Source organism: Variovorax sp. CF079 (genome assembly GCF_900101545.1).
Classification (GTDB): domain Bacteria; phylum Pseudomonadota; class Gammaproteobacteria; order Burkholderiales; family Burkholderiaceae_C; genus Variovorax.
Genome location: NZ_FMZU01000005.1, coordinates 247,735 through 269,017, shown reverse-complemented (window position 1 = coordinate 269,017; position 21,283 = coordinate 247,735). Strand labels below are relative to the sequence as shown.

Sequence of the window (21,283 nt, the reverse complement as noted above, 5' to 3'; positions counted from 1 at the left end):
ATGCAGCGACGAGATCGTCCCTGGTTGCGAAGTGTCCTTTCGCCGAGCGGTCAGGGCTGTCAAAGACCGGACCGTATAGCTCAGACGCGTCGCGCCGATTGCATAGCCGCCCTCCAGAACACTTCTGCCGCCCTCGGCAGCTGTCCCGGCGTGCGGAACAACCGGATCTCGAGCTCCACATTCCATTTGCCGTCTCCGACCGGCAAGAGCGTTCCTTCCGCCAGCTCGGTTTGAATGAGGCTGACAGGCAGCCAGGCGATACCGCGCGCCTCGAGCGCCATCGTCTTCAAGACCGTCGCAAGGTGCGCGGTGAGGACCACGTTCGTCGCCAGCTGCTCGAGCCTGGCCCCGAGGACGGCGCGCATGATGCGGCCCAGGCCGGACTCGGTGCTGTAGGCGAGCATGGGAACGCGCGCCGAATCCGTGCCGCGCAGCGCATGGACCGGCGTGTTGCGTTTACCGGGGGCGCAGACCGGGATCAGCGCGTCGGCACCGACCACGCACGAGGGAAAGCCGCCTGCCTCCAGCCGTCCGGGAACCTGGGCATGCCCATGGCACAGCAGGAATTGCGTGCGGCCTTGCAGCATCAGTGCTTCGCATTGCTGCATCACGTCCGACACCAGTTGCATCGGGCCGGCGGACGCACCGGATTCCAGTCCGCGCAGCCATGCCGGCATGAAGGTCAGCGACAAGGCGTGCGTGGAGGCGATCCGCAGCGTGGCCGAACTCGCGTCGGCGACGGCGCGCGCCTCGTCCGGCATGCGGGCCACGCGCGCCAGCAGCTCCTGCGCCGATGAGCGGAACCACTCGCCGGCTTCGGTCAGCGTTGCCGGATGGCTGGTGCGGTCGACCAGCACCACGCCGAGCCACTCCTCCAGCGCGCGGATGCGCCGGCTGAAAGCCGGCTGGGTCATGTGCCGCTCCTCGGCGGCTCGGGAGAAGTTGCCCGTAGCGGCCAGGGCGAGGAAGTCTTCGAGCCACAAGAAATTCATCGGCGGTGCTTTGGCGGCATACAAGAAGAGAAAACGGGCATTGGCCTTTGGCGCGCTGCAGGGCGACCATGGGGCCACTCGGACGCGACTTGCTCGCCGTTCCAGGAGTTTTTAACCCAGGAGACATCATGCCGACCATCCAGAATTACCGCGGGATCATTCCTGCCATCGCCTGCCCCTTCACGCGCGACTTCCGCATCGACGAGCCCGAGCTGCGACGCCATGCGTCCTGGCTGGCCGAGCAGCCCGGCGTGGTCGCGGTCATGACCAACGGCCACACCGGCGAGGTGTTCTCGCTGACGGCGAAGGAGCGCGCGGAGGTCACGCGCATCGTGGCCAGCGAGCTCGAGGGCAGGCTCCCGGTGATCTCCTCGATCGTCTGCGAAGGCCTGCTGGAAGCCAAGGAGCATGCGCGCATGGCGCGCGACGCGGGCGCCCGCGCACTTGACGTGATGCCGCCGCACCACTGGCTGCGCTTCGGCTTCCGCGCCGGGCACGTCGCCGACTACTTCGAGGCGATCTCGGAGGCCGGCCTGGACCTGGTGGCCCACGTGTATCCCGCCTGGACGCGCGCCGCCTATTCGTCCGCCACGCTGGCAGAACTGGCGAAGCTGCCGTACGTGCAGGCCTTCAAGGTCGGCCAGCGCGACATGAACAAGTACGCAAGCGACATCAAGGCGATTCGCGAGGCCGATGCCTCCAAGTCCATCCTCACCTGCCATGACGAATACCTGCTGGCGTCGATGGTGCAGGGCGTCGACGGTGCACTGGTCGGCTTCGCGACCTTCATTCCCGGCCTCATCAACGATCTCTGGGAAGCGGTCAAGGCCGGCGACCTGAAGAAGGCCATGAAGGTCCAGGCCCTGATCACGCCGCTGAAGGACGCGGTGTATGGCGGCGGCGAGCCCACGGGCGAGGCGCATGCGCGCATGAAGGCCGGTATGTATCTCGCCGGCGTCATCAAGGACCCGACCGCCCGCCCGCCGACCGAAGCGCCGAGCAAGGCCGAGATGCAGGCGCTGCGCGCCGCGCTCGACAACGCGGGTCTGCTGAAGCGCTGAGCGCGCGGCGAGACCCAGGGATGACTGCCATGCAACGCAGAAAATTCACGCATTGCGCACTGTCCGCCATGCTGCTCGGTCTGGCAGGCGCCGCCGGCGCCCAGGCCTGGCCGAGCAAGCCCATCACGATGATCATTCCGTTCCCGCCCGGCGGCACGCTCGACACGGTGGGCCGCATGCTGGCGCAGAAGCTCGGCGAGCAGCTGGGCCAGAGCGTGGTCGTCGACAACCGCGCCGGCGCCGGCGGCGCCATCGGCTCGGCGGCCGTCGCCCGCGCGGCGCCCGACGGCTACACGGTCCTCTTCAGCCCGTCGACCTTCACCACCACGCCGATGGTGGTGAAGACGACGCCCTACGACGTCAACAAGGACTTCCAGCCCGTCGCGCTGGTCGCGAAGGCGCCGCTCTCCGTTGCGGTCAACAAGAACCTGCCGGTGAACGATCTCAAGGGCTTGATCGCGCATGCGAAGTCCCACCCCGGCAAGCTGAGCTTCGCCATCGGCTCGCCGGCCTCGGCAGGCCATCTGTCGACCGAGCTGCTCAAGCGCGCGAGCGGCATCGACTACCTGGTCGTGCCGTACAAGGGCTCCGGCCCGGCCTACCAGGACCTGATCGGCGGCCAGATCGACGGCTTCGTCGATCCGGTGCTCGGGTCGGCGCAGTACGCGAAGAGCGGCATGCTGAAGGTACTGGCCGTGACCTCGAAGACGCGCATCGCGAGCATGCCCAACACGCCGACGGTCGCGGAGACCGTGCCCGGCTACGAGTTCTACAGCTGGTACGGCATGTGGGCGCCGGCAAAGATGCCGCAGGAGATCGCGCAGCGGCTGAATGCCGAGATCAACAAGGCGCTGGAAGCGCCCGACATCAAGGACAAGCTCACCGTCCAGGGCCTGCTGCTGACGCCGGGCAGCATCGCCGACTTCGCCACCTTCCAGAAGGAAGACATGGCACGTTCGGCCAAGATCATTTCCGAGGCGAACATCCGTGCCGAATAGCCCGCATGCCCTCGTGACCGGCAGCAGTTCCGGCATCGGCCTCGCCATCGCGCAGGCCTTGCTGGCGGCTGGGTGGCAAGTCACCGGTTTCGATCGATCTGCGCCGGCCATCGCGCACGCCGCGTTCACGGCCGTCGAGGTCGACCTCTCGGACGCAGGCGCGACCGACGAGGCGGCGCGGCAGGCGGCCGGCGTCACGGCCTTCGTCCATGCGGCGGGCGTGCTGCGCGTCGGCGCCATCGGAAGCCTGAACCCGTCCGACGGCGAGCTGATGTGGCGCTTGCACGTCGACGCCGCCACGCGCATCGCCGACGTGCTGGTGCCGGCCATGGCAGCGGCAGGCCACGGCCGCGTCGTCCTCGTCGGCAGCCGCGTCGCGCAGGGCAAGGCCGGCCGGAGCCAGTACGCCGCGTCCAAGGCAGCGCTGGTCGCGCTGGCGCGCAGCTGGGCGGCGGAAGTGGCCGCGCGCGGCGTCACGGTGAACGTGGTGTCGCCGGCGGCCACGCAAACCGCGATGACCTCCGACCCTTCGCGCGCCGCGGAAGCGCCCGTGCTGCCGCCGATCGGCCGCCTGATCAGGCCAGACGAGATTGCCGCACTCGTCGGCTTTCTCCTGTCTGCGCAAGCCGGCGCCATCACGGGCCAGGACATCCAGATCTGCGGCGGCTCCTCGCTGCCGCGCTAACCCTGATCGAGTTCGACCATGAAGATCATCGACATCAAAGAAGAGACCAAGCCCATCAAGTCCAACATCCGCAACGCCTACATCGACTTCTCGAAGATGACCCTGAGCCTCGTGGCCGTGGTCACCGACGTGATTCGCGACGGCAAGCCGGTGGTGGGCTACGGCTTCAATTCGAACGGCCGCTACGGCCAGGGCTCGCTCATACGCGAGCGATTCCGCCCCCGCATCCTGGAGGCCGACCCCGCCTCGCTGATCGACGACAAGCACGACAACCTCGATCCCCACAAGATCTGGGCCGCCATGATGACGAACGAGAAGCCCGGCGGGCATGGCGAGCGCTCGGTCGCGGTCGGCACCATCGACATGGCCGTGTGGGATGCGGTCGCCAAGATCGAACGGAAGCCCCTGTACCAGTTGCTCGCCGAGCGCTACGGCTCCGGCCGCGCCGAGCGCAAGGTCTTCGTCTACGCGGCCGGCGGCTACTACTGGCCGGGCCAGGGCATCGAGGGCCTGGAGCGCGAGATGCGCAGCTACCTGGACCGCGGCTATTCCGTCGTCAAGAAGAAGATCGGCGGCGCTTCACTGGCCGAGGACCGCAAGCGCATCGAGGCGGTGCTCAGGCTGCTCGGGCCGGGCCAGAAGCTGGCGGTGGACGCCAACGGCCGCTTCGACCTGAAGACCGCCATCGAGTACGCGAAGGCGCTGTCGGAGTACGACCTGTTCTGGTACGAGGAAGCCGGCGATCCGCTGGACTATGCGCTGCAGGCCGAGCTCGCCCAGCACTACCGCGGCCCCATGGCCACCGGCGAGAACCTGTTCTCGATGCAGGACGCACGCAACCTGATCCGCTACGGGGGCATGCGGCCCGACCGCGACTATCTGCAGTTCGACTGCGCACTCAGCTACGGCCTGGTGGAGTACCTGCGGACCTTGGAGATGCTGAAGGAAAACGGCTGGTCTGCGTCGCGCTGCGTCCCGCATGGCGGCCACCAGATGTCCCTGGCGATCGCAGCCGGCCTGGGTCTGGGAGGCAATGAGTCCTACCCCGACCTGTTCCAGCCTTACGGTGGCTTTCCCGATGGCGTCAAGGTCGACAACAGCTACGTCGTGCTGCCGGAGCTTCCGGGCATCGGCTTCGAGGGCAAGACGGACCTTTATGCGGAGATGAAGAGGCTGGCTTCCTGATGCGCCGCGGAGAAAGCGTCAAGTACGAAACTCGGCGATGCGACGCGCAAGCAGCAGTGCCGAAGCGAGCATCAGCATGAACCCGCTGGCAGCTTCGGACCATATGGTCGTGTTGGTCGCGAGCGTGTGTTCGGAGCAGAGCGCAAGGGTGTAGTGGCCGAGGCCGCCGAGCCCGAGGGCACCGTACGCGCCGACAAGAAGCACGCCGAGCGCACGAAGCCCCAGCCGAGCGACGAGCAGACCGGCGATGCCGAGGCTGTTGACGGCCAGCCAGGCGAGATACACCTGCTCCCGGGTGAGCCAGCTCGGCATGTTGGGATAGAAGGCGATGAACTCGGCGTTGTGGGCGAAGTGCGCCAGGCTGGCGACGAAGTACACCGCGACGAGCACCCACATATGCGCGGGCAGAAGTGACCTTTTGAGCATTGGCGCATTGTGTGCTGGACGGTGCGGATCAAGGCAGCAGGTGCCGGCTGAAGAAGGCGGTGGTCTTGCGGTCCACCTCCGGCATCGCGCTGCGATCGAAGCCCGGCGGGTCGTTGAGCATCTCGCCGACAAGGCCGGTGAGCCCCGGCGGCGGCGGCGACAGCAGCGCGCCGTGGCCGCCGGTGGGCAGGTCGGCGATGTGTTCGCAGCGCGGCATGCAGGCCTCAAGCACCCGGTCGCTGTGGAAGCGCGGCACCAGCCAGCGGTCTTGCTGCGCGGTGATCAGCCCCAGCGGCACGCGCGGCACGGCCAGCGATGCCATGTCGAAGTCGGCGGAGGAGGGCACGCCGGCCACCACGGCGGCCACGCGCGCATCGGTGTGGGAACGCGGCGCGGCATCGTCGAAGCGATGGCGGATCACGGCCAGGGCGGCCCACTTTTTCACGCCGTCGAAGATGCCGCCGGTCAGCCGGGTGATCAGGCCGGCGCAGGACTGGAAGTCCTCCACCAGGTGCGCCTCGCAATGCTGCTTGAAGCCCGCCGGCGACCAGCGTCCGCCGGCCATGCTCAAGGCCGTGTGGCCGCCGGCCGACATGCCGTAGACGCCGACCTTGTCCAGCTTCAGCAGCGGCGCGAAGCGCGCGTCGCGCCCGACCGCGTCGATGGCCCGCGACACCTCGGCCGGCCGCATCGTCCAGCTGTCGGGGCCGGGGTCGCTGTCGTCCCTGTAGTTGTCGGCCCGGTGCTCGGGCATGGCGACGACGAAGCCGGCTTCCACCAGGCTGCGCGCCAGGTCCGCATGCACCCAGGGCGAGCCGCCCGAGCCATGCGAGATCACCACCAGCCGGCCATTCCCGCGCGCCGGCATACCCTGCGGCGCCAGCGTCAGCGTGAAGCGCCCGCGCTTGACCGGCCGGGCCTCGTCGCCCGACGGGTAGTACAGCGTGACCGGGCCGTCGTCGGCCGTGGCGGGGATTTCGCCCAGGCCGACGGAGGCCTGCGCCAGGCCGGACAGCAGCGCCAGCACCAGGGCCGGCCAACGGAATGAACGCATCGAATCAGCTCCTCATCAAAACTTGAAAATGGAAGTATTCGTTTTGCCTGCGCAGGCTGCGGGATAGAGAACTTCATCCGCACAAGGCCGGCATCTCGTGGCATTCTCGGCCGCTTGAGTTTGAACGGGCTGGCATGAAAAACAGGACGCGCGGCACGGTCGAGATGACCGCCGCCATGGTGATTTCCGGAACCATCGGATGGTTCGTCGTGCAATCGGGTTTGCCGATCATCGACCTGCTGTTCTGGCGCTGCGTCTTCGGCGCCGCGACGCTCCTGATCGTCTGCGCGGCCATGGGCATGCTGCGCGGCAAGCTCCCGCTTCGGCTCATCGGCTGGGCCGCGCTCGGCGGTGCGGCCATCGTGCTCAACTGGGTGCTGATCTTCGCCTCGTTCTCGCGCGCCTCCATCTCCATCGCCACGGCGGTCTACAACACCCAGCCTTTCATGCTGGTCCTGCTGGGCGCGTTGCTGTTCTCCGAGCGGCTGACCGCGAACAAGTTCATGTGGCTCGGCCTGGCCTTCATCGGCGTGCTGCTCATCGTGCAGGCCAAGTCCGATGCGGACTACGCTGGCGCCGGCTATCTCACCGGCATTCTGTTGGCGCTCGGCGCGGCCTTCTTCTATGCGCTGGCCGCCATCATCACCAAGAAGCTCACCGGCACGCCGCCGCACCTGATCGCGCTCATCCAGGTCTGCGTCGGCATCCTCATGCTGGCGCCCTTCGCCCACTGGTCGCAGCTCCCCACCGACAGCCAGGCGTGGGGCAACTTCCTCATCATGGGTGCCGTGTACACCGGCCTCGTGTTTGTGCTGCTCTACGGCGCGATACAGAAACTGCCGACGCACGTGACGGGCGCACTGTCCTTCGTCTACCCCATCGTCGCGATCGTCGTCGACTTCGTGGCCTTCGACAATCTGCTGCATCCGGTGCAGATGTTCGGCGTGGCCGCCATCCTGCTGGCGGCCGCGGGCATCAACCTCGGCTGGTCCTTCGGGCGGGCGAAGGCCTGCGTCGAAGGATCCCGGGCGCTCGATTGAGCTCAGAACGCCACTGAGGCCTGGACGTACAGCGTGCGCGGCTGGCCGACGTACTTGCCGCCGTTGTTGTCGACCGAGCGCGTGTAGTAGCGGCGGTCGAACAGGTTCTTCACGCCGACGGCCAGCTTCAGGTTGCTCCGCTGCGGACCGAAGTCGTAGCCCGCGCGCAGGTTCACGGTCGCGTAGCCGGGAATGTCACCGAGCCGCCCGCTCGCATCTTCCAGCGTGACGTACTGGGCGCCCGCGTCGGGCGATCCGGGCGAGCGCTGTTTGGACTGCGCGAACACGTCCGCATTCAAGGTCCAGGGACCGCGCTGGTAGCGCGCGCCGAGCGATGCCACCTGGCGCGAGTAGAAGGGCAGGTCGCGCCCGGCGAAGACGCCGGCCTTGGAAATGGCCTGCGTGTAGGTGTAGGTCGCATAGACCGAGAAGCCCTTGAGCGCGGCGTTCAGCGCCCCGAGCTCGTAGCGCATCGCCGCTTCCAGGCCGCGATGCCGTGTCGCGCCCAGGTCGGTCCACGTGCCTTCGCCCACGATTGAGCGGGCCAGCTGCAGTTCCTTGTCGAAGTCGATGTTGAACAGCGTCAGCTCGGAGCTCCAGGCTTCGCCCTTGTAGTGGGTGCCGATCTCGTAGGTGTTGGCTTTTTCGGGGTGCAGGCCCTCCGTGGCCTGAGCGAGCTGCGCGTACTGCTGCGGTCCGAAGGACACGCCCGCGTTCGCGAACAGCGACCAGCGATCGCTCATGCGGTACATGACCGACAGCGTGGGCAGCACCTCGTTGGAGTCGATCTTCGGAAACAGGGTGCTGGTGATCCTGCTGCCGGTGAGGTTCACCACGTCGTTGTGCGTGCGGATGGCTTCGTAGCGCACGCCGGGCGTGACGGTCCAGTTGCTGAAGTCGATCCGGTCGTCGATGTAGAACGCATGCGCGGTCGTGCCGCCCGCGCTGGTCTGGTAAGTCGGCGAGGCCAGCGTGTAGGCATCGAAACCCGGACGCGGCCGGTAGAACGCGCTGCGCGTCGCCACTTCCGAACTCGACTCCTTCAGGTAGCGGTAGCCGATGCTGACTTCCTGGACCACGCTGCCGGAATCGAAGAGCCGCGAGTAGCGGGGCTCGACCGCGAAGGTGTTGTAGTTGCGCGGGGCCGCGGTGAGGCGGCGCAGGCCGGCGCTGGCGCCGGTGCCGTCCTGCTCGATGTGGCTGCCGCGAAAGGAGTCGGTGTAGTAGCTGAGCAGCTCGAACTTGTTGATGCCGTCGTTGTGCGTGTACTTGATCGAGCCGTCGGTCCGGCGCCCGGTGAATTCGTCGAAGGGGCGGTCGGACTGGAAGGGGTTCGCGGCGTACTGCGCCGTGGTCAACCCGCCCGGCATGCGCCCGCTGCCCTCGAAGTGATGCAGCGACAGCGCGATGTCGTCGTATTTGGAGAAACGGTAGGCACCCTTCAGCATCACGTCGTCGATCCTGGTGCTGTCGTTGCTGCTGCGATAACCGTCACCGTGCGTTCCGGAATACAGGAGCGCCAGGCCGAGCCCCTGCTCGTTGGTGCCGCCGACGAACAGGCTCGGCGTCGTCTTGACGCCGCCGCCGTGGCTCGCGCTCTCGACGCCGATGCTCGCGTCGGCAGTGAACTGCCGGGGAATCGAACGCGTCACGAAGTTGATGATCCCGCCGACGTTCTGCGGGCCATAGCGCACCGAGCCCGCGCCCCGCACCACGTCGACCGCCTCGAGGCTGCCGAGCGACAGCGGTGCCAGCGACAGCTGCGGCTGGCCGTACAGCGCATACGCCAGCGGCACGCCGTCCAGCAGGATGGTGGAACGCGGCGACAGCCGGGACGTCAGCCCGCGCACCCCGACATTGAGCGAGATGTCGCTGCCGCCGGTGCCGTTGCTCTCCTGCACCTGCACACCGGGGATCTGGCGCAGCACGTCGCGCACGCTGGTGGAGCCGCTTTCCTCGATCTGCTTGCGTTCGATGATGGTGCGTGCGCCGGGATGTTCGAGCACCTTGGTTTCGCTGGGGCTGCCGAGCCAGTCGCCGGTGACGGTGACCGTTTCCAGCTGCGCGCCGGGCGACGCATCGGCTTCGGCAGCAAGGGCTTGCAGGCTGATCTGAAGCAGCGCGATGGCGATGGCCACACGGGTTTTTGGGGGGGACAAGGCTTCTCCTTCGAATAAGAAATCAGGCGAGCAGGACGGCCTGGCTCAGGACGTCGTGCGGCTGGAAAGTGCGTTGCTGCGGGCGGCGCCGGCCACGGCGCGCCGGCGCCACCAGAGCCAGACGCCGCTCAGGCCGAGGCCGCCGAGCGCGAGGCCGAGCAGGGCAGTGACGGCTTCGTGCACCGGCCCGCCGAGCACGCCGGTGTGCAGCGGATAGATCACCGCCACTGCGCCGTTGCCGGCGTCGAGCTCCTGCCATCGGCGCACCGCCAGCACCTCGCCCGTTCGCGGATGCAGCCAGACCGAGCTGATGCCGTTCGGATGCGGATCGTCGGCAAGCCGGAAGCGCACGCGCAACGGACGGTCGGCCTTGGCGGGTACGTGCATGTAGCCGATCGGCTGGCCCGGAAATTCCTGCTGCGCACGGGCCACGAGTTCGTCGAGCGAAAACCGCGACCCGGCTGGCGTCCCCTTGGGCACCACGGGCGGCTTGACGGGCTGCTGCCCGATCGCGGTGGAGATGAAGTTGCCCAGCGGCCGCCAGGCCATGTAGGCGCCGGTCGCTACCGAGACGGCGATCAGCAGCCCGAGCACCGCGCCGCCGGTGCGGTGCAGGTCGAACAGCCCGCGCAGCAGGCCGCGATGGAGCGTGATGCGCAACGAGGGCGGCCAGCGCGTCGGCCACCAGAGCACCAGGCCGGTGATCAGAAGGAACAGATAGGCCAGCGCAGCGCAGGCCAGGATGTCCTTGCCGGCGTCGTCCAGGAGCAGGCTGCTGTGCAGCTCAAAGAGCAGGTTGTACGCACCTTCGTGCGTGCCGCGCCGTCCTTGTTCTGCGCCGGTCGCGGGGTCGAGGTAGAGCGTGCCCTCCCACTTGCCGCGCACCATCACCCAGAGCGTTTCGCCGGGCTTGCGCGGCGGGCGCAGCGTGAAGTTGGTGTCCGGGCCGAACTCGGCCAGGAGGCGCTGGCGCAGCGACTCGAGCGGCAGCGCCGCTGCCGCCGCGTCACCGGCCGTGCGTGCGACGAAGAAGGCGGGATGGGCGTAGCGGTCGAGCGGCAGCGCCACCACCAGCATCGCGCCGAGCAAGGCGGTGAGGGCGAGCAGCGGACCGAGCGAGAGGCCGATCCAGCGGTGAATCCTGAGCCAGAGACGTCTCAGCGGGGCGCGCAGCATGAACAACAGGGACGGCGAGTCCCATCACGATGGTTGTTGGCTGCGCACCGCTGGCGGTGCGTTGGCTGGGAAGGGGGGTGGGAAAAAGATGCTAACGCATTTCCCATCGTCGGCCAGAATGCCGAGCCGCTCGACGCGGCCATCAATATCAACAATGGAGTTTCGACCGTGACCTTGAGGATCCCTTTTTCCACCCTGGCCATGACGGCCGCGATCGTGGTGCTGGCCGCGGGCTGCTCGACGCAGTCCCGCACCTCTTCTCAAGCCGCCGCTCCGGCGCCGGCAACCCAGGCGGCACCGGCACCGGCCGCGCCTCCGGCACCGCCGGTGCCCGAGGGCATGAGCTACGACGAGCTCACCGGCGTGCTGGGCACCGGCAACGAGAAGCGCGTCAGGCAGGAGCTGGTCGGCAAGACCGTGGCGCTGAACCTTGCCAAGCCCAAGGGCCGCGGGGTGCCAGCCGGGCACTACGAGGTCGATGACACGGATGCGATCTACTTCCGCTGCAGGACCGCCGCCCCCGGCTTCGCAGGCGGCGAGATCAGCACCAAGGTCAGCGGCTATCGCTTCGTGACCAAGGCCAAGCAGAAGATCGTCGACCTCGAACGCTGCGCACCGCCAGAGCCCGTCAGGACTGCCGCGGCACCGGCCGCAGCGCCGGCACCTGCCGCGGCACCCGCACCGCAACCGGCAGCACCCGCCCGTTCGAGCGGCGGCGTCGCCAAGGCCGGCATGGACGCGCAAGGCAACGTGGTCGATTCATCCAAGGTCGAGGCCGGCAGCGGCCGCACCGTGAAAGGCCTGAACGACTACGAGGGCGAGATCACCGGCAACCCCGCGCCCAACAGCAAGTTCAGCAAGTTGCAGATCGGCATGCCGGCGCGCCAGGTGACCGACCTCGCGGGCCCGCCCACCGACCAGGGCGCCTACATCACGGGCAAGGCCTGGATCCCCTTCTACTTCGGCGCCGACCGGCATCGCTTCGAGATGACCTACAAGGGCCAGGGCCGCCTCATCTTCGCCGGCGGCGGCATGGGCGATTTCTCCAGCGGCCACCTGATCTGGATCATCCACAACGCCAACGAAGCAGGCTACCGCTGATCGAAGACCAGGGCCTGGCGCCGGTCCAGCGCTTACGATCCCGCGCACCGGCATTCTGCGAAAGGGCTACATGAGCGATGGTTTCCTGGCAACGCTCTCGTGGCCCTCGGCACTCGCCTTCGTGCTGGCGCTCCTGGTCGTCCTGCTCGGGCTCGTCATCTGGTCGATCCGCCGTCACCGCGATCCACGCCTCGCAATCGACTGCGATGCGCCGATCACCGAACTGATGCCATCGCTGTCCGGTCTGACGCAAGGCACGATCTACGAAGGCAACGCGGTCGAGCTGCTGGCGAACGGCGCCTTCTTCGACGCGATGTTCGAAGAGATCCGCGCCGCCACCTGCTCGGTGCACTTTGAGACCTTCCTGTGGAAAGAAGGCGTTCTCGGCACGCGCCTGGTCGATGCGCTCGTCGAACGCCGCCGCGCCGGCGTGCCGGTGCGCGTGCTGGTCGACGCCGATGGCGGAAAGAAGATGGGCGAGGGCGCCTCGCGCCGCCTGCGCGAGGCCGGCTGCCGGCTCGCGATGCACCACCCGCGCCACGTGCGCAACATCGGCGTCTTCAACGACCGCGACCATCGCAAGCTGGTGGTGGTCGACGGCAAGGTGGCGCTGGTCGGCGGCCATTGCATCGTCGACGGCTGGCTCGGCGACGGGCAAGACCGTGAGCACGTGCGCGACCTCGGCGTGCGCCTGCGCGGGCCCATCGTGCATGCGGTGCAGGCCGCCTTCAGCGAGAACTGGGTGGAAGACACCGGCGAGCTGTTCGTCGGCGACGCGGTGTTCCCGCCGCTCGAGCGCGTGGGCGAGGTGGCGGTGCATGTCGCGAGCCTCAAGCCCGAAGGCTCGCCGCCGGCGGTGAAGATCCTGCACCACCTGGTGGTGTGCGTCGCGCGCAAGCGCATCCGCATCCAGAACCCTTACTTCCTGCCGGACCGCGAGGCCATCGACGCGCTGTGCGAGGCGGCGCAGCGCGGGGTCGACGTGCGCGTGATGGTGCCCTCCACCGAGGCCTCCGACATGCCCATGGTGCAGCACGCCGCACACCGCAACTTTCATTTGCTGCTGGCCGGCGGCGTGCGCATCTTCGAATACCAGAAGTGCCTGCTGCACCAGAAGGTGATGACCATCGACGGCGCCTGGTGCGCCATCGGTTCGAGCAACTTCGACGATCGCTCCTTCGAGACCAACGACGAGATCACGCTCGGCCTGCGCGACGAGGCGCTGGCCGCGCAGCTCGAAGAGATCTTCGAGTGCGACACGCGCGACTGCATCGAGCTGCAGGCCGACGCGTGGGCGCGCCGCGGGCTGTGGCACCGCTGCAAGGACAACGTGCTCTACGTGTTCAACGAGCTGCTGTGAGACGGACGCCTCGGGCGATGCCGCCGGCTATCGCTCTCCCCTCGATTGCATCAATGCGCGATGCAGCTTGTCCAGCCCTCGCACGAGGGCGCGAACTTCGGCGAGCGACAGCGCCGCTGTCCACTGCCCGACCTCCGCGTGGTCGTCCGTGTTCCGGCGCTTCCAGAAGCGATGGTGCAGCTTCGTGAGGTGCAGGCGGCGCACGCGACCGTCCTGCTCGTCCGTGGTGATCTCGAGGAAGCCTTTGCGCTCGAGCACGTTGGCGATCTGCTTGAGGTTCTGGTGGCTCATTGCCAGCGTTGAGGCCAGTTGCTTGAGCGTCGGCGCCTCGGCCTGACCTTGCAACACCTGCAGCACCATCGCCTGCTGGGTCGTGAGGCCGCTGTCCGAAAGCTGCCGATCCATGCGCGTGCGCAGCTCCATGCCGTTGGCGAGCAGAAGCCGGAACAGCAGGACGCGCTCGGCCTGCTCGGCATCGCGATCGGCCTCGAGTCCGAGGCTAAGAATTTGACGGCGCAACTCCATAGGGAATATATTACCTATATTCGATCGGCCTGACGACTCCTGAAGTGAGGTGGCATCATGATCGCGCTGTTCCCCCACTGCGGCTTTCTCTCCGAGACCTCGCGCATGCTGGCCATTGCGCGCGCGCTTGTGCAGCGCGGCGAACAGGTCGCCGTCGCCACGCATGGCGGCCCCTACACGCGCGTGCTCGACGAGGCAGGCATGCCCTACACGCTGCTGGCACCGGCAATGGACGACCGGCGCTGCGAGGAATACTTGGCCGGCATCGTCACGCTCGGCAAGCCCGGCGCCCGGCTCCAGCCGGCGGACGAAGTGCGCGCCGGCGTGCGCAGCGAGGTCGAGTTCCTGCGTGCGCACGCGGCCAGCATGGTCGTGATCGGGTTCACGCTGACGGCTTACCTTTCGGCGCGGGTGGTCGGCATCCCGCTCGCCGCTTCGCATGGCGGGTCCTATGTTCCACCGGTGTTCGAGCAGGGCCTTGCACCCGCACCATCGCAGTCGCCGGTTCCCCAGCTCGATTGGCTGCCGGCTCCGATGCAGAAGCTGATGGCCAATCTCGGGCCGCCGCGCATGCGTGGGCCGGTCGCATTCCTTAACGAGATCGCGGCGGAACTCGGCGTCGAACCTGTGCCCAGCCTGGCCGCGCTGATGCTCGGCGATCTGACCTTGGTCACCGACGTTCCCGAGGTGCTCGGCATCTCCGACGCCGACATGTCGGCATGGAGGCCGAATGGTCACGGGGCCTACCGGGTAGACACGAGGCTGCGCTACGTCGGCCCGCTCTATGCCCGGCTCGACCTGCCCATTTCCGCGCGCGTGGAAGCCTTCCTCGGCGATGCGCGATCCACGGCCTACGTCTGCCTGTCGTCCAGCACGCCGGCGTACATACGACGTGTCGTGTCCGGCGTCCGTGATGCGGGCCTGCGGGTGCTCGTTGGCGCAACAATCCATGAACTGCGCGACCTGGAGAACTCCGACGTCCTGGTGGAAGGCATCCTTCCAAGCCATCGCATCATGCCGCGCGTCGCGGTGGCGCTGATCATGGGCGGCCAGGGCAGCGTGCAGACGGCAATGGCCGGCGGCACTCCCTTTGTCGGCTTTCCCCTGCAGCCTGAGCAGGAACTCAACGTGGCCCTGGCCGTGCGCCAGGGCATGGCCATCGCGATCGGCCCGCGACGCGCGGACGAAGCGAAGGTTGCGCGGGCGGTGCGCGAGATCGTCACCCAGCCGGCATACGCGGCGGCCGCCGCGCGCACGCGGCAGCACTACATCGATGTCGATGGCGCCGGTCGCGCTGCCGAGGCCGTGATCGAGCACCTTCGCGAACGCGCGCGTGGCGACGTGACGATGGCTACAGCCGCATCGTCATGAACACGCTGTACGGGTCTTCGGCATAGTCACCGAAGGGCCCGCTGCGCGCGAACCCAAAACTCTCGTAGAGTCTGTGGGCAGGCTCGAAGGCCTCCTGCCGGCCCGTCTCGAGGCTCAGGCGCCGATAGCCGCGAGACCTTGCGACCTCGATGATGTGGGCGAGGATCGCGCGTCCGGCGCCTTGGCGGCGACGTGCGCTGGGCGTGCGCATCGACTTGATTTCGCCATGCTCCAGATCCAGTTCTTTGAGGGCGCCGCAACCCAGCAGGAGCGAGCCGTTCCAAGCAGACCAGAAGGTGATCCCGGGCTGGCGAAGCTTGGCCAGATCGAGCGCGTGAACGCTCTCGGGCGGCGACACCGCATACATGTTCTGCAGGTGCTCATCGAGCAGTGCATGGATTTCGGGGCGCGAGAGGTCGTCGATTTCGATCTTCATATGTTCGCGCGATTCTCAATCAAAAAAAAGCCCGCAACGCGCGAGCGCTGCGGGCTTTTGCGACCGACCTCTTGCTTACTTGCTGACGCCGAGCGAGCCCGACCCTTGAGCCTTGCCGCCGGCCTTGGCGCCGGCGCCACTGGGCTTCAGTGCATCGCCGGCCGAGCCCGCGGCTCCGGCCGCGCCATCGACCGTGCTGCCCACGGCATTCGTGGCGCCGCCGACCGCATTGGTCGCGCCACCCACCGCACCCGTGGCGCCCCCGACCACGCCGCCGATGGTTCCGCCGGCGCCGCTCGTCGCGTTGCCAACCGCTTCGGTCGCCGTTCCGGCGCCTGCGCTACCAGCCCTGGTCTGCGCGCCCGCATCGGTGCGCGCGCCGGCCTTGGCGCCTGCACCCGTAGTGCCTTGCTTGGGCGCTGCATTGGCTTTGCCCGATGTGTTGACGTCGGCACCCACGCCTACGCCCACGCCGACGGACTGTGCCTGGGCGAATCCGCTCATGGCGAGAAGACCCGCGAGCAATGCGCCGAGCGCGATACGGTGTTGGTTATGCATCTTCATGTGTGACGGTCCCTTTCATTGAATGGTCACTGACAACGAACCGGCTTGCGGCCAGTTCGGGGTGAACCGTAGGCGAGGCGTCGCATGTCGCCATGTGCGGATGTGCCGCTCATGGGTGTGGGAAGTGGCTGTCGGCGAGATGAAGGGCTGATACGTTGGGCCCGCGCGCGTCGTAACGAGTTGTGCAAGTCACATGCCTCGCCCAGCGGCTGAGCAAGTGTAGAAAATTGCCCGATGCTCGCGCCCCTGCTCTGAACAGCCCACGGACCACCCATGAACTACCTTCGAGCGCTTGCTCAGACCCGGCGTCATCCCTCGGCAGTCCTGCTGCTGGTGCAGCTGGCTGGCATCCTCGTCTACCCCTTTGTCGAGTCGACTCGCGCGGGAGCCCACGCACTGGCCGTGTTCGGGCTCTTGGTGCTGTTCGTGTCTCGCGGCTGATCGGGCTGACGCTGCAGCCGCGCAGGTGATCGAATGAACCTCGACCCGTTCATCAGCGTCGATCAAACACCGTTCTCGTCTTCAAGAGAAGAGGTGGTGAAGATGCGAGGCAAGCCCGCGAGAACGAGCCGAAACGGCGTCGGACTCCATGAGCTCGACTACGAATCGGTCATCTACCGATTTCAGGACAGCGGCAGGTTGGAAGAGATCACCATGCAAGCGCCGGTGGTGAACATCGGCAATCTGTCGGTGCCATTCACCGTGCTTGCATCCTTCATTCGCACCGCGGATTCGTCTGCGTTCGAGAGGGCAGGCTTTATCGTCTCTCCCAGGTTCGGACTTGCCTTCGATCCGGATGAGCCCTTCTGGATCACCGCACTTGCCGCTCACTGCCTCGACGCATGGCGCGCTCTGTGAAACCGGAAACGGCCTGGCGCGCAAGAGGCTTGCGGTTAGCATCGCCAGGAGACACGCAGTCAGGAAATCAATGCGGATATTGCTCGTCGAGGATGATCGGGTGCTGGCGGATGCGCTTTCGCGCGCGCTGGTGCAGTCCGCCCATGCCGTCGACGTCGTCTCCACCGGCGAGGAGGCCGACCATGCCCTCGCCCTGGGCATCTATGACCTGGCAATCCTGGACATCGGCTTGCCGGGGCTGAGCGGACTGGATGTGCTGAAGCGCCTCCGGGGGCGCAAGTCCACGACGCCCGTGCTGATGCTCACCGCCTTCGACACCCTCGCAGACCGTGTCCGCGGGCTCGATCTGGGCGCCGACGATTACCTGGCCAAGCCGTTCGACCTGCCGGAGCTGGAAGCGCGCGTGCGGGCGCTGCTGCGCCGCAGTACCCGGTCCACACCCTACCTCGAACATGGTCGGCTGCGCTTCGATACCGTGGGCCGCCGCGTGTTCCACGAAAAGCGGCCGTTGGATCTGTCGCCGCGCGAACTCGCCTTGCTGGAACTGCTGCTGATGCGCGCGGGGCGTGTCGTGAGCAAGGAGCACATGGTCAACCATCTCTATGGCTGGGGCGAAGAGGTCGGCGACAACGCGATCGAGGTCAACGTCTACAGGCTGCGCAAGAAGCTGGAGCCGCTCGGTTGCGAGATCCGCACCGTGCGCGGCATGGGCTACCTGATCGACAGCAGCGATGTGGAGGCCTGAGCCTCGGCTGCAGCGCAAGCTGCTGGCTTGGCTGCTCGGGCCGCTCGCCGTACTGCTGGTGCTCGATACCGCCGCCGCCTACTGGAACTCGCTGCGGTTCTCCAACCTCGCCTACGACCGCGCGCTGCACGAGATCGGACGCGAGATCGCGCTGCATGTGAAGCTCGACGGAACACGTCCCCGGCTCGAGCTCTCGGAGGTCGCGGCCAACATCCTGTTGCTGGATCAGGAAGACCAGCTCTTCTACCGCGTTGTCGGCGAGGACGGAGCCAATTTGGGCGGCGATGCGCAATTGCCTCCACCGCGCGTTGAAAAGACCGCCAAGCCGGACTTCTACGGCGATGTGGTGCGCGGGGAGCCGGTGAGAATGATGGTGGCGTGGATGCCCATCGGTCCGGACGCCGGGCCTCCGCTGGTTCTGGTGCAGGTGGCCGAAACGCTCAACAAGCGAGCGCGCTTCACCTGGGAGATGGTCGCCAATGTGGTGCTGCCGCAGCTGCTCCTGATCGTCATGGCGACAGCGGTGGTCTGGTTCGGGGTTTCGCGTGGGCTCGAGCCGCTGCAGCGGCTGCGGCGTGCCGTATCAGACCGCTCGCACCTCGACCTGAGCCCGGTCGACACCCACGACGTTCCGGGAGAGGTGCGGCCGCTGGTGGATGACGTCAACGAGTTGATGGCACGCCTTGGGCGCACCTTCGATTTCCAGAACCGCTTCGTGGCGGACGCCGCTCACCAGCTGAAGACACCGGTCAGCGGCCTGAAGGCCCAGATCGAGCTGGCGCTGCGGGAGAACGATCCGCAGCGGGTGCGCCATTCGCTCGCGCAGCTCTATATCAGCGCCGACCGGCTGTCGAGGCTGGTGCGCCAGCTGCTTTCGCTGGCCCGCAACGAGCCCGGTGCGCTCGACTCCATGCAATTGCAGCCGCTGGACCTGAATGCTCACGCCCTGGAGGTGAGCATGGAGTGGGTGCCGCAGGCGATCAAGCGAAACATCGACCTCGGCTTCGAAGGTGCCGATCATCCGCTGATGATCGACGCCGACCGGGACCGCTTGCGTGAGCTGGTCAATAACCTGATCGACAACGCGATCCGCTACAGCCAGTCGGGCGGCCGGGTGACCGTGCAGGCCGGCCAGATCGGAAACGACCAATGCCGCCTGGCCATCAGCGACGATGGCCTCCGAATCCCTGTCGAGGAGCGCGCCCGCATCTTCGAACGCTTTCACCGCCTCCTCGGCACGCAGGAGGATGGCAGCGGTCTCGGTCTCGCCATCGTCAGCGAGATCGCCACGCTGCACGGCGCGCGCATCACGCTGGAGGAAGACGCCGACGGCGTGGGCAACACCTTCAGCGTCTTCTTCCCATTGCGCGCTGCCTGATCGGCGCAGCAGCGCTCTGTAAGCTTACTGACAGCTCGCAGACAACCGGCTGTCAGCGCGCCGGCAGAAAGGTGACAGGACAGGTCTCTACGCTCGAAAAGGGCGGAACCGCTGTGGTTCCGAACCATTTACCGAGGAGACACCGTGTCGCTTTTGTCGAGTGCCGAATTCTGGATCGCCCTGTCGCAGATCATCCTGATCAACATCGTCCTGAGCGGGGACAACGCCGTCGTCATAGCGATGGCCTCCCGCTCGCTACCGCCCGCCCAGCAAAAGAAGGCAATCCTGTTCGGCAGCGTCGGCGCCATCGTGTTGCGCGTGGTCCTGACCTTCTTTGCCGTCTATCTGCTGACCCTGCCGTACCTCAAGCTGGTCGGCGCAGCGCTGCTGCTCTGGATCGGCATTGGCTTGCTTCAAGAAGAGGACGAGGGGAAGAGCATGGAAGGCCACGCCGGTCTGGCTGCGGCCATCAAGACCATCGTGGTTGCCGACCTGGTCATGAGCCTGGACAACGTCGTCGGCGTCGCTGCTGCAGCGAAGGGCAATGTTCCACTGCTTGTGTTCGGTCTCGTGATCAGCATTCCCCTGATCATTTTCGGCAGCACCTTGATCCTGAAACTGATGGATCGATTCCCAATCATCATCGTGCTCGGCGCCGCCCTGCTCGGTTGGGTGGCCGGCGAAATGGCGATGACAGATCCGTCCATCGTCGGCTTGGCCGCCAATCAACACGCGCTGCACACGGTGGTCCCGGCGCTCGGTGCCATGTTCGTGGTGGCGATCGGCAAGTGGCTGAGCACCCGCCGCGGACAGCGCCGCGAACAACAACTACAAGCGACCAAGAAGCAACCCGCCGTCTGAAGGTGCCCGCATGACGCGCATTCTGGTACCTATCGACCCGAATGAACCGGCTCGTACGCGCTCGGCCATCGAGCAGGTCGTGCGCATGAGCCGAACCGAGCGGGTGACCGTTCGCTTGCTGCGGGTGCAGCCCAAGGTCTCGGGTCATGTTGCGATGCTCTTCGGCACACGCGAGCTGCTCGACCTGCAGCTGGACGCAGGCGCCGAGGATCTGCAGTACGCACAGAGCCTGCTCAACCTGGCTGGGGTCCGCTACACAAGCATCGTGCTGGTGGGGCGCAGTGCCGAGACGATTGCCATGGCCGCTCGCGACTACGGCTGCAGCCGTATCGTCTTCGGCAGCGATGAACCCGGTCTGGCAGGAAAGATCTTCGGCTCGATGGCGCAGCAGGTGCGCCAGCACCTGGGTGCGAGCGGCGACCCCCAGGTCATCAGCTCCTGAATGGGAAGAGCTGGTCGAGATGAGCGCCACGTCCGTGGCGACCGTCGCCAGAGCTGAACCGGTGCCGTTGCGTGTCAGTGCCCTGATGCCGGCGTCGGGCACCCGCGTTCAACGATGAACAGCCGGTTCAAGCTCTAACATCCTCTCATGTACGTCGGTCATTTCGCCATCGGCATGGCGCTGAAAGCACGCTATCCAAAAGTACCCGCCTTGCCAATCATGCTCGGCGCGGGTTTCCTGGACATTCTTGATGGCACCTTCATCGTTCTGGGCTGGGATCGCGTGACGCCGAATCCGCTCGCCGGCCCGTACCTCTTCTTCGACCTCACGTTCATAGATTGGGACCACTCATTGCTGGCCGCGTTGTTCTGGTCAGCGATTTGGGGCGCGCTTTTCCTGCGAGACAGGCGGGTCGCGACCTTGGCGTTCGTCGCGGCCCTTTCGCATTTCCTCGCGGACTTGCCCGTGCACAACAACGATATGGCGCTGTACCCACACGCCGAGACCCATTGGGGCTATGGGCTGTGGGGCAAGCTGGGCACTGCATCCTGGGTTCTAGAGGGTGTGTTTGCTGCAGCTCTGGTCGCGTACGCATGGGTCACAAGCGCTCGTCGCGGGGTGAGCCTGCTCTGGCCCTCGATGGTGCTCGTTGTCCTGTTCCTGAATCTGTCACCCTGGCTTTCGCCTATGAAGCACGTCGCAGGGCTGAACGAACCTTTGGCCCATCTGCTGCACGGCATCTTGGTCACCCTCGGCTTTCTCGTGCCCGGTACCTTGCTGACATGGCTTATCAACAAGGCGGAGAGCAAAGCGACGCGCTGCGGTTGACTTGGCTTGCGTCAACCTGTGGTGGTCGGCGTCTCGCA

23 protein-coding genes are annotated in these 21,283 nt (G+C 66.7%); 15 read left to right on the top strand and 8 right to left on the bottom strand.

Translation table 11 applies throughout. The annotated features are described in order from the left end of the window. Positions 1-80: 80 nt before the first annotated feature. Entirely contained in the window at positions 81-992 is a 912-nt protein-coding gene (locus BLS74_RS08835; protein WP_093104552.1) for a LysR family transcriptional regulator, read from the bottom strand. 128 nt (positions 993-1,120) lie between these two features. Between BLS74_RS08835 and BLS74_RS08830 the strand changes: the two genes are divergently transcribed. The 4 genes from BLS74_RS08830 to BLS74_RS08815 are packed head-to-tail and all read left to right on the top strand — an operon-like array spanning position 1,121 to position 4,921. After that, positions 1,121-2,053: a dihydrodipicolinate synthase family protein gene (locus tag BLS74_RS08830; RefSeq protein WP_093104550.1), complete on the top strand. Its 933-nt coding sequence runs from the start codon at positions 1,121-1,123 to the stop codon at positions 2,051-2,053. Between the two features lie 29 nt (positions 2,054-2,082). Beyond that, positions 2,083-3,051, top strand: a complete 969-nt coding sequence (locus BLS74_RS08825) for a Bug family tripartite tricarboxylate transporter substrate binding protein (RefSeq protein WP_093104733.1) — start codon at positions 2,083-2,085, stop codon at positions 3,049-3,051. Next, on the top strand, positions 3,041-3,736 hold the full coding sequence (locus tag BLS74_RS08820; protein WP_093104548.1) for an SDR family NAD(P)-dependent oxidoreductase: 696 nt from the start codon (positions 3,041-3,043) through the stop codon (positions 3,734-3,736). Before BLS74_RS08825 ends, BLS74_RS08820 begins: the two co-directional genes overlap by 11 nt. An 18-nt stretch (positions 3,737-3,754) precedes the next feature. Further along, positions 3,755-4,921 carry a mandelate racemase/muconate lactonizing enzyme family protein gene (locus BLS74_RS08815; protein ID WP_093104547.1) on the top strand — a complete coding sequence of 389 codons (1,167 nt, stop codon included), beginning with the start codon at positions 3,755-3,757 and terminating at the stop codon, positions 4,919-4,921. 18 nt (positions 4,922-4,939) lie between these two features. On the opposite strand, the gene BLS74_RS08810 is transcribed toward BLS74_RS08815, so the two are convergent. Beyond that, positions 4,940-5,311, bottom strand: coding sequence for a hypothetical protein (locus BLS74_RS08810; protein WP_139191657.1), 372 nt, complete (start codon positions 5,309-5,311; stop codon positions 4,940-4,942). Positions 5,312-5,375: 64 nt separating this feature from the next. Continuing rightward, positions 5,376-6,401 (bottom strand): alpha/beta hydrolase family protein, encoded by a 1,026-nt coding sequence (locus tag BLS74_RS08805; RefSeq protein WP_093104543.1) that lies wholly within the window; start codon positions 6,399-6,401, stop codon positions 5,376-5,378. 134 nt (positions 6,402-6,535) lie between these two features. Between BLS74_RS08805 and BLS74_RS08800 the strand changes: the two genes are divergently transcribed. Further along, positions 6,536-7,441 (top strand): DMT family transporter, encoded by a 906-nt coding sequence (locus BLS74_RS08800; RefSeq protein WP_093104542.1) that lies wholly within the window; start codon positions 6,536-6,538, stop codon positions 7,439-7,441. A 2-nt stretch (positions 7,442-7,443) separates the two neighbouring features. Here the strand turns inward: BLS74_RS08800 and BLS74_RS08795 are convergent, their stop codons facing one another. Both BLS74_RS08795 and BLS74_RS08790 read right to left on the bottom strand, forming a co-directional pair. Beyond that, a complete protein-coding gene (locus BLS74_RS08795) occupies positions 7,444-9,600 on the bottom strand; it encodes a TonB-dependent receptor family protein (protein ID WP_093104541.1) in 2,157 nt (718 codons plus the stop codon). Positions 9,601-9,645: 45 nt separating this feature from the next. Beyond that, positions 9,646-10,776, bottom strand: coding sequence for a PepSY-associated TM helix domain-containing protein (locus tag BLS74_RS08790; protein ID WP_093104727.1), 1,131 nt, complete (start codon positions 10,774-10,776; stop codon positions 9,646-9,648). A 168-nt stretch (positions 10,777-10,944) separates the two neighbouring features. On the opposite strand from BLS74_RS08790, the gene BLS74_RS35055 reads away from it, so the two are divergent. Then, positions 10,945-11,877, top strand: a complete 933-nt coding sequence (locus BLS74_RS35055; RefSeq protein WP_244503805.1) for a hypothetical protein — start codon at positions 10,945-10,947, stop codon at positions 11,875-11,877. Positions 11,878-11,947: 70 nt separating this feature from the next. Beyond that, positions 11,948-13,237, top strand: a complete 1,290-nt coding sequence (locus BLS74_RS08780; RefSeq protein ID WP_093104539.1) for a phospholipase D-like domain-containing protein — start codon at positions 11,948-11,950, stop codon at positions 13,235-13,237. Between the two features lie 27 nt (positions 13,238-13,264). Here BLS74_RS08780 and BLS74_RS34350 read toward each other — a convergent pair whose 3' ends face one another. Next, on the bottom strand, positions 13,265-13,840 hold the full coding sequence (locus BLS74_RS34350) for a MarR family winged helix-turn-helix transcriptional regulator (protein WP_170855549.1): 576 nt from the start codon (positions 13,838-13,840) through the stop codon (positions 13,265-13,267). Between BLS74_RS34350 and BLS74_RS33770 the strand changes: the two genes are divergently transcribed. Continuing rightward, positions 13,820-15,133 carry a nucleotide disphospho-sugar-binding domain-containing protein gene (locus BLS74_RS33770; protein ID WP_139191656.1) on the top strand — a complete coding sequence of 438 codons (1,314 nt, stop codon included), beginning with the start codon at positions 13,820-13,822 and terminating at the stop codon, positions 15,131-15,133. The two genes, BLS74_RS34350 and BLS74_RS33770, sit on opposite strands and share 21 nt — an antisense overlap. Here BLS74_RS33770 and BLS74_RS08765 read toward each other — a convergent pair. After that, complete coding sequence (locus tag BLS74_RS08765; protein ID WP_093104535.1) at positions 15,114-15,569, bottom strand: GNAT family N-acetyltransferase; 456 nt, start codon at positions 15,567-15,569, stop codon at positions 15,114-15,116. The two genes, BLS74_RS33770 and BLS74_RS08765, sit on opposite strands and share 20 nt — an antisense overlap. Positions 15,570-15,644: 75 nt before the next feature. Next, entirely contained in the window at positions 15,645-16,133 is a 489-nt protein-coding gene (locus BLS74_RS08760; protein ID WP_093104533.1) for an adhesin, read from the bottom strand. Positions 16,134-16,406: 273 nt separating this feature from the next. On the opposite strand from BLS74_RS08760, the gene BLS74_RS34345 reads away from it, so the two are divergent. The 7 genes from BLS74_RS34345 to BLS74_RS08730 all read left to right on the top strand — a co-directional run bounded on the left by BLS74_RS34345 (position 16,407) and on the right by BLS74_RS08730 (position 21,245). Next, positions 16,407-16,574, top strand: a complete 168-nt coding sequence (locus BLS74_RS34345) for a hypothetical protein (protein ID WP_170855548.1) — start codon at positions 16,407-16,409, stop codon at positions 16,572-16,574. 33 nt (positions 16,575-16,607) lie between these two features. Then, a complete protein-coding gene (locus BLS74_RS08755; RefSeq protein ID WP_093104532.1) occupies positions 16,608-16,991 on the top strand; it encodes a hypothetical protein in 384 nt (127 codons plus the stop codon). Between the two features lie 70 nt (positions 16,992-17,061). Continuing rightward, positions 17,062-17,736: a response regulator transcription factor gene (locus BLS74_RS08750; protein ID WP_093104530.1), complete on the top strand. Its 675-nt coding sequence runs from the start codon at positions 17,062-17,064 to the stop codon at positions 17,734-17,736. Continuing rightward, positions 17,723-19,114, top strand: a complete 1,392-nt coding sequence (locus BLS74_RS08745) for a sensor histidine kinase (RefSeq protein WP_093104528.1) — start codon at positions 17,723-17,725, stop codon at positions 19,112-19,114. Before BLS74_RS08750 ends, BLS74_RS08745 begins: the two co-directional genes overlap by 14 nt. 144 nt (positions 19,115-19,258) lie before the next feature. Then, positions 19,259-19,975, top strand: coding sequence for a TerC family protein (locus BLS74_RS08740; RefSeq protein WP_093104527.1), 717 nt, complete (start codon positions 19,259-19,261; stop codon positions 19,973-19,975). A gap of 10 nt (positions 19,976-19,985) precedes the next feature. Beyond that, positions 19,986-20,417: a universal stress protein gene (locus tag BLS74_RS08735; RefSeq protein ID WP_093104525.1), complete on the top strand. Its 432-nt coding sequence runs from the start codon at positions 19,986-19,988 to the stop codon at positions 20,415-20,417. A 147-nt stretch (positions 20,418-20,564) separates the two neighbouring features. Next, complete coding sequence (locus tag BLS74_RS08730; RefSeq protein ID WP_093104524.1) at positions 20,565-21,245, top strand: hypothetical protein; 681 nt, start codon at positions 20,565-20,567, stop codon at positions 21,243-21,245. Positions 21,246-21,283: the final 38 nt, after the last annotated feature.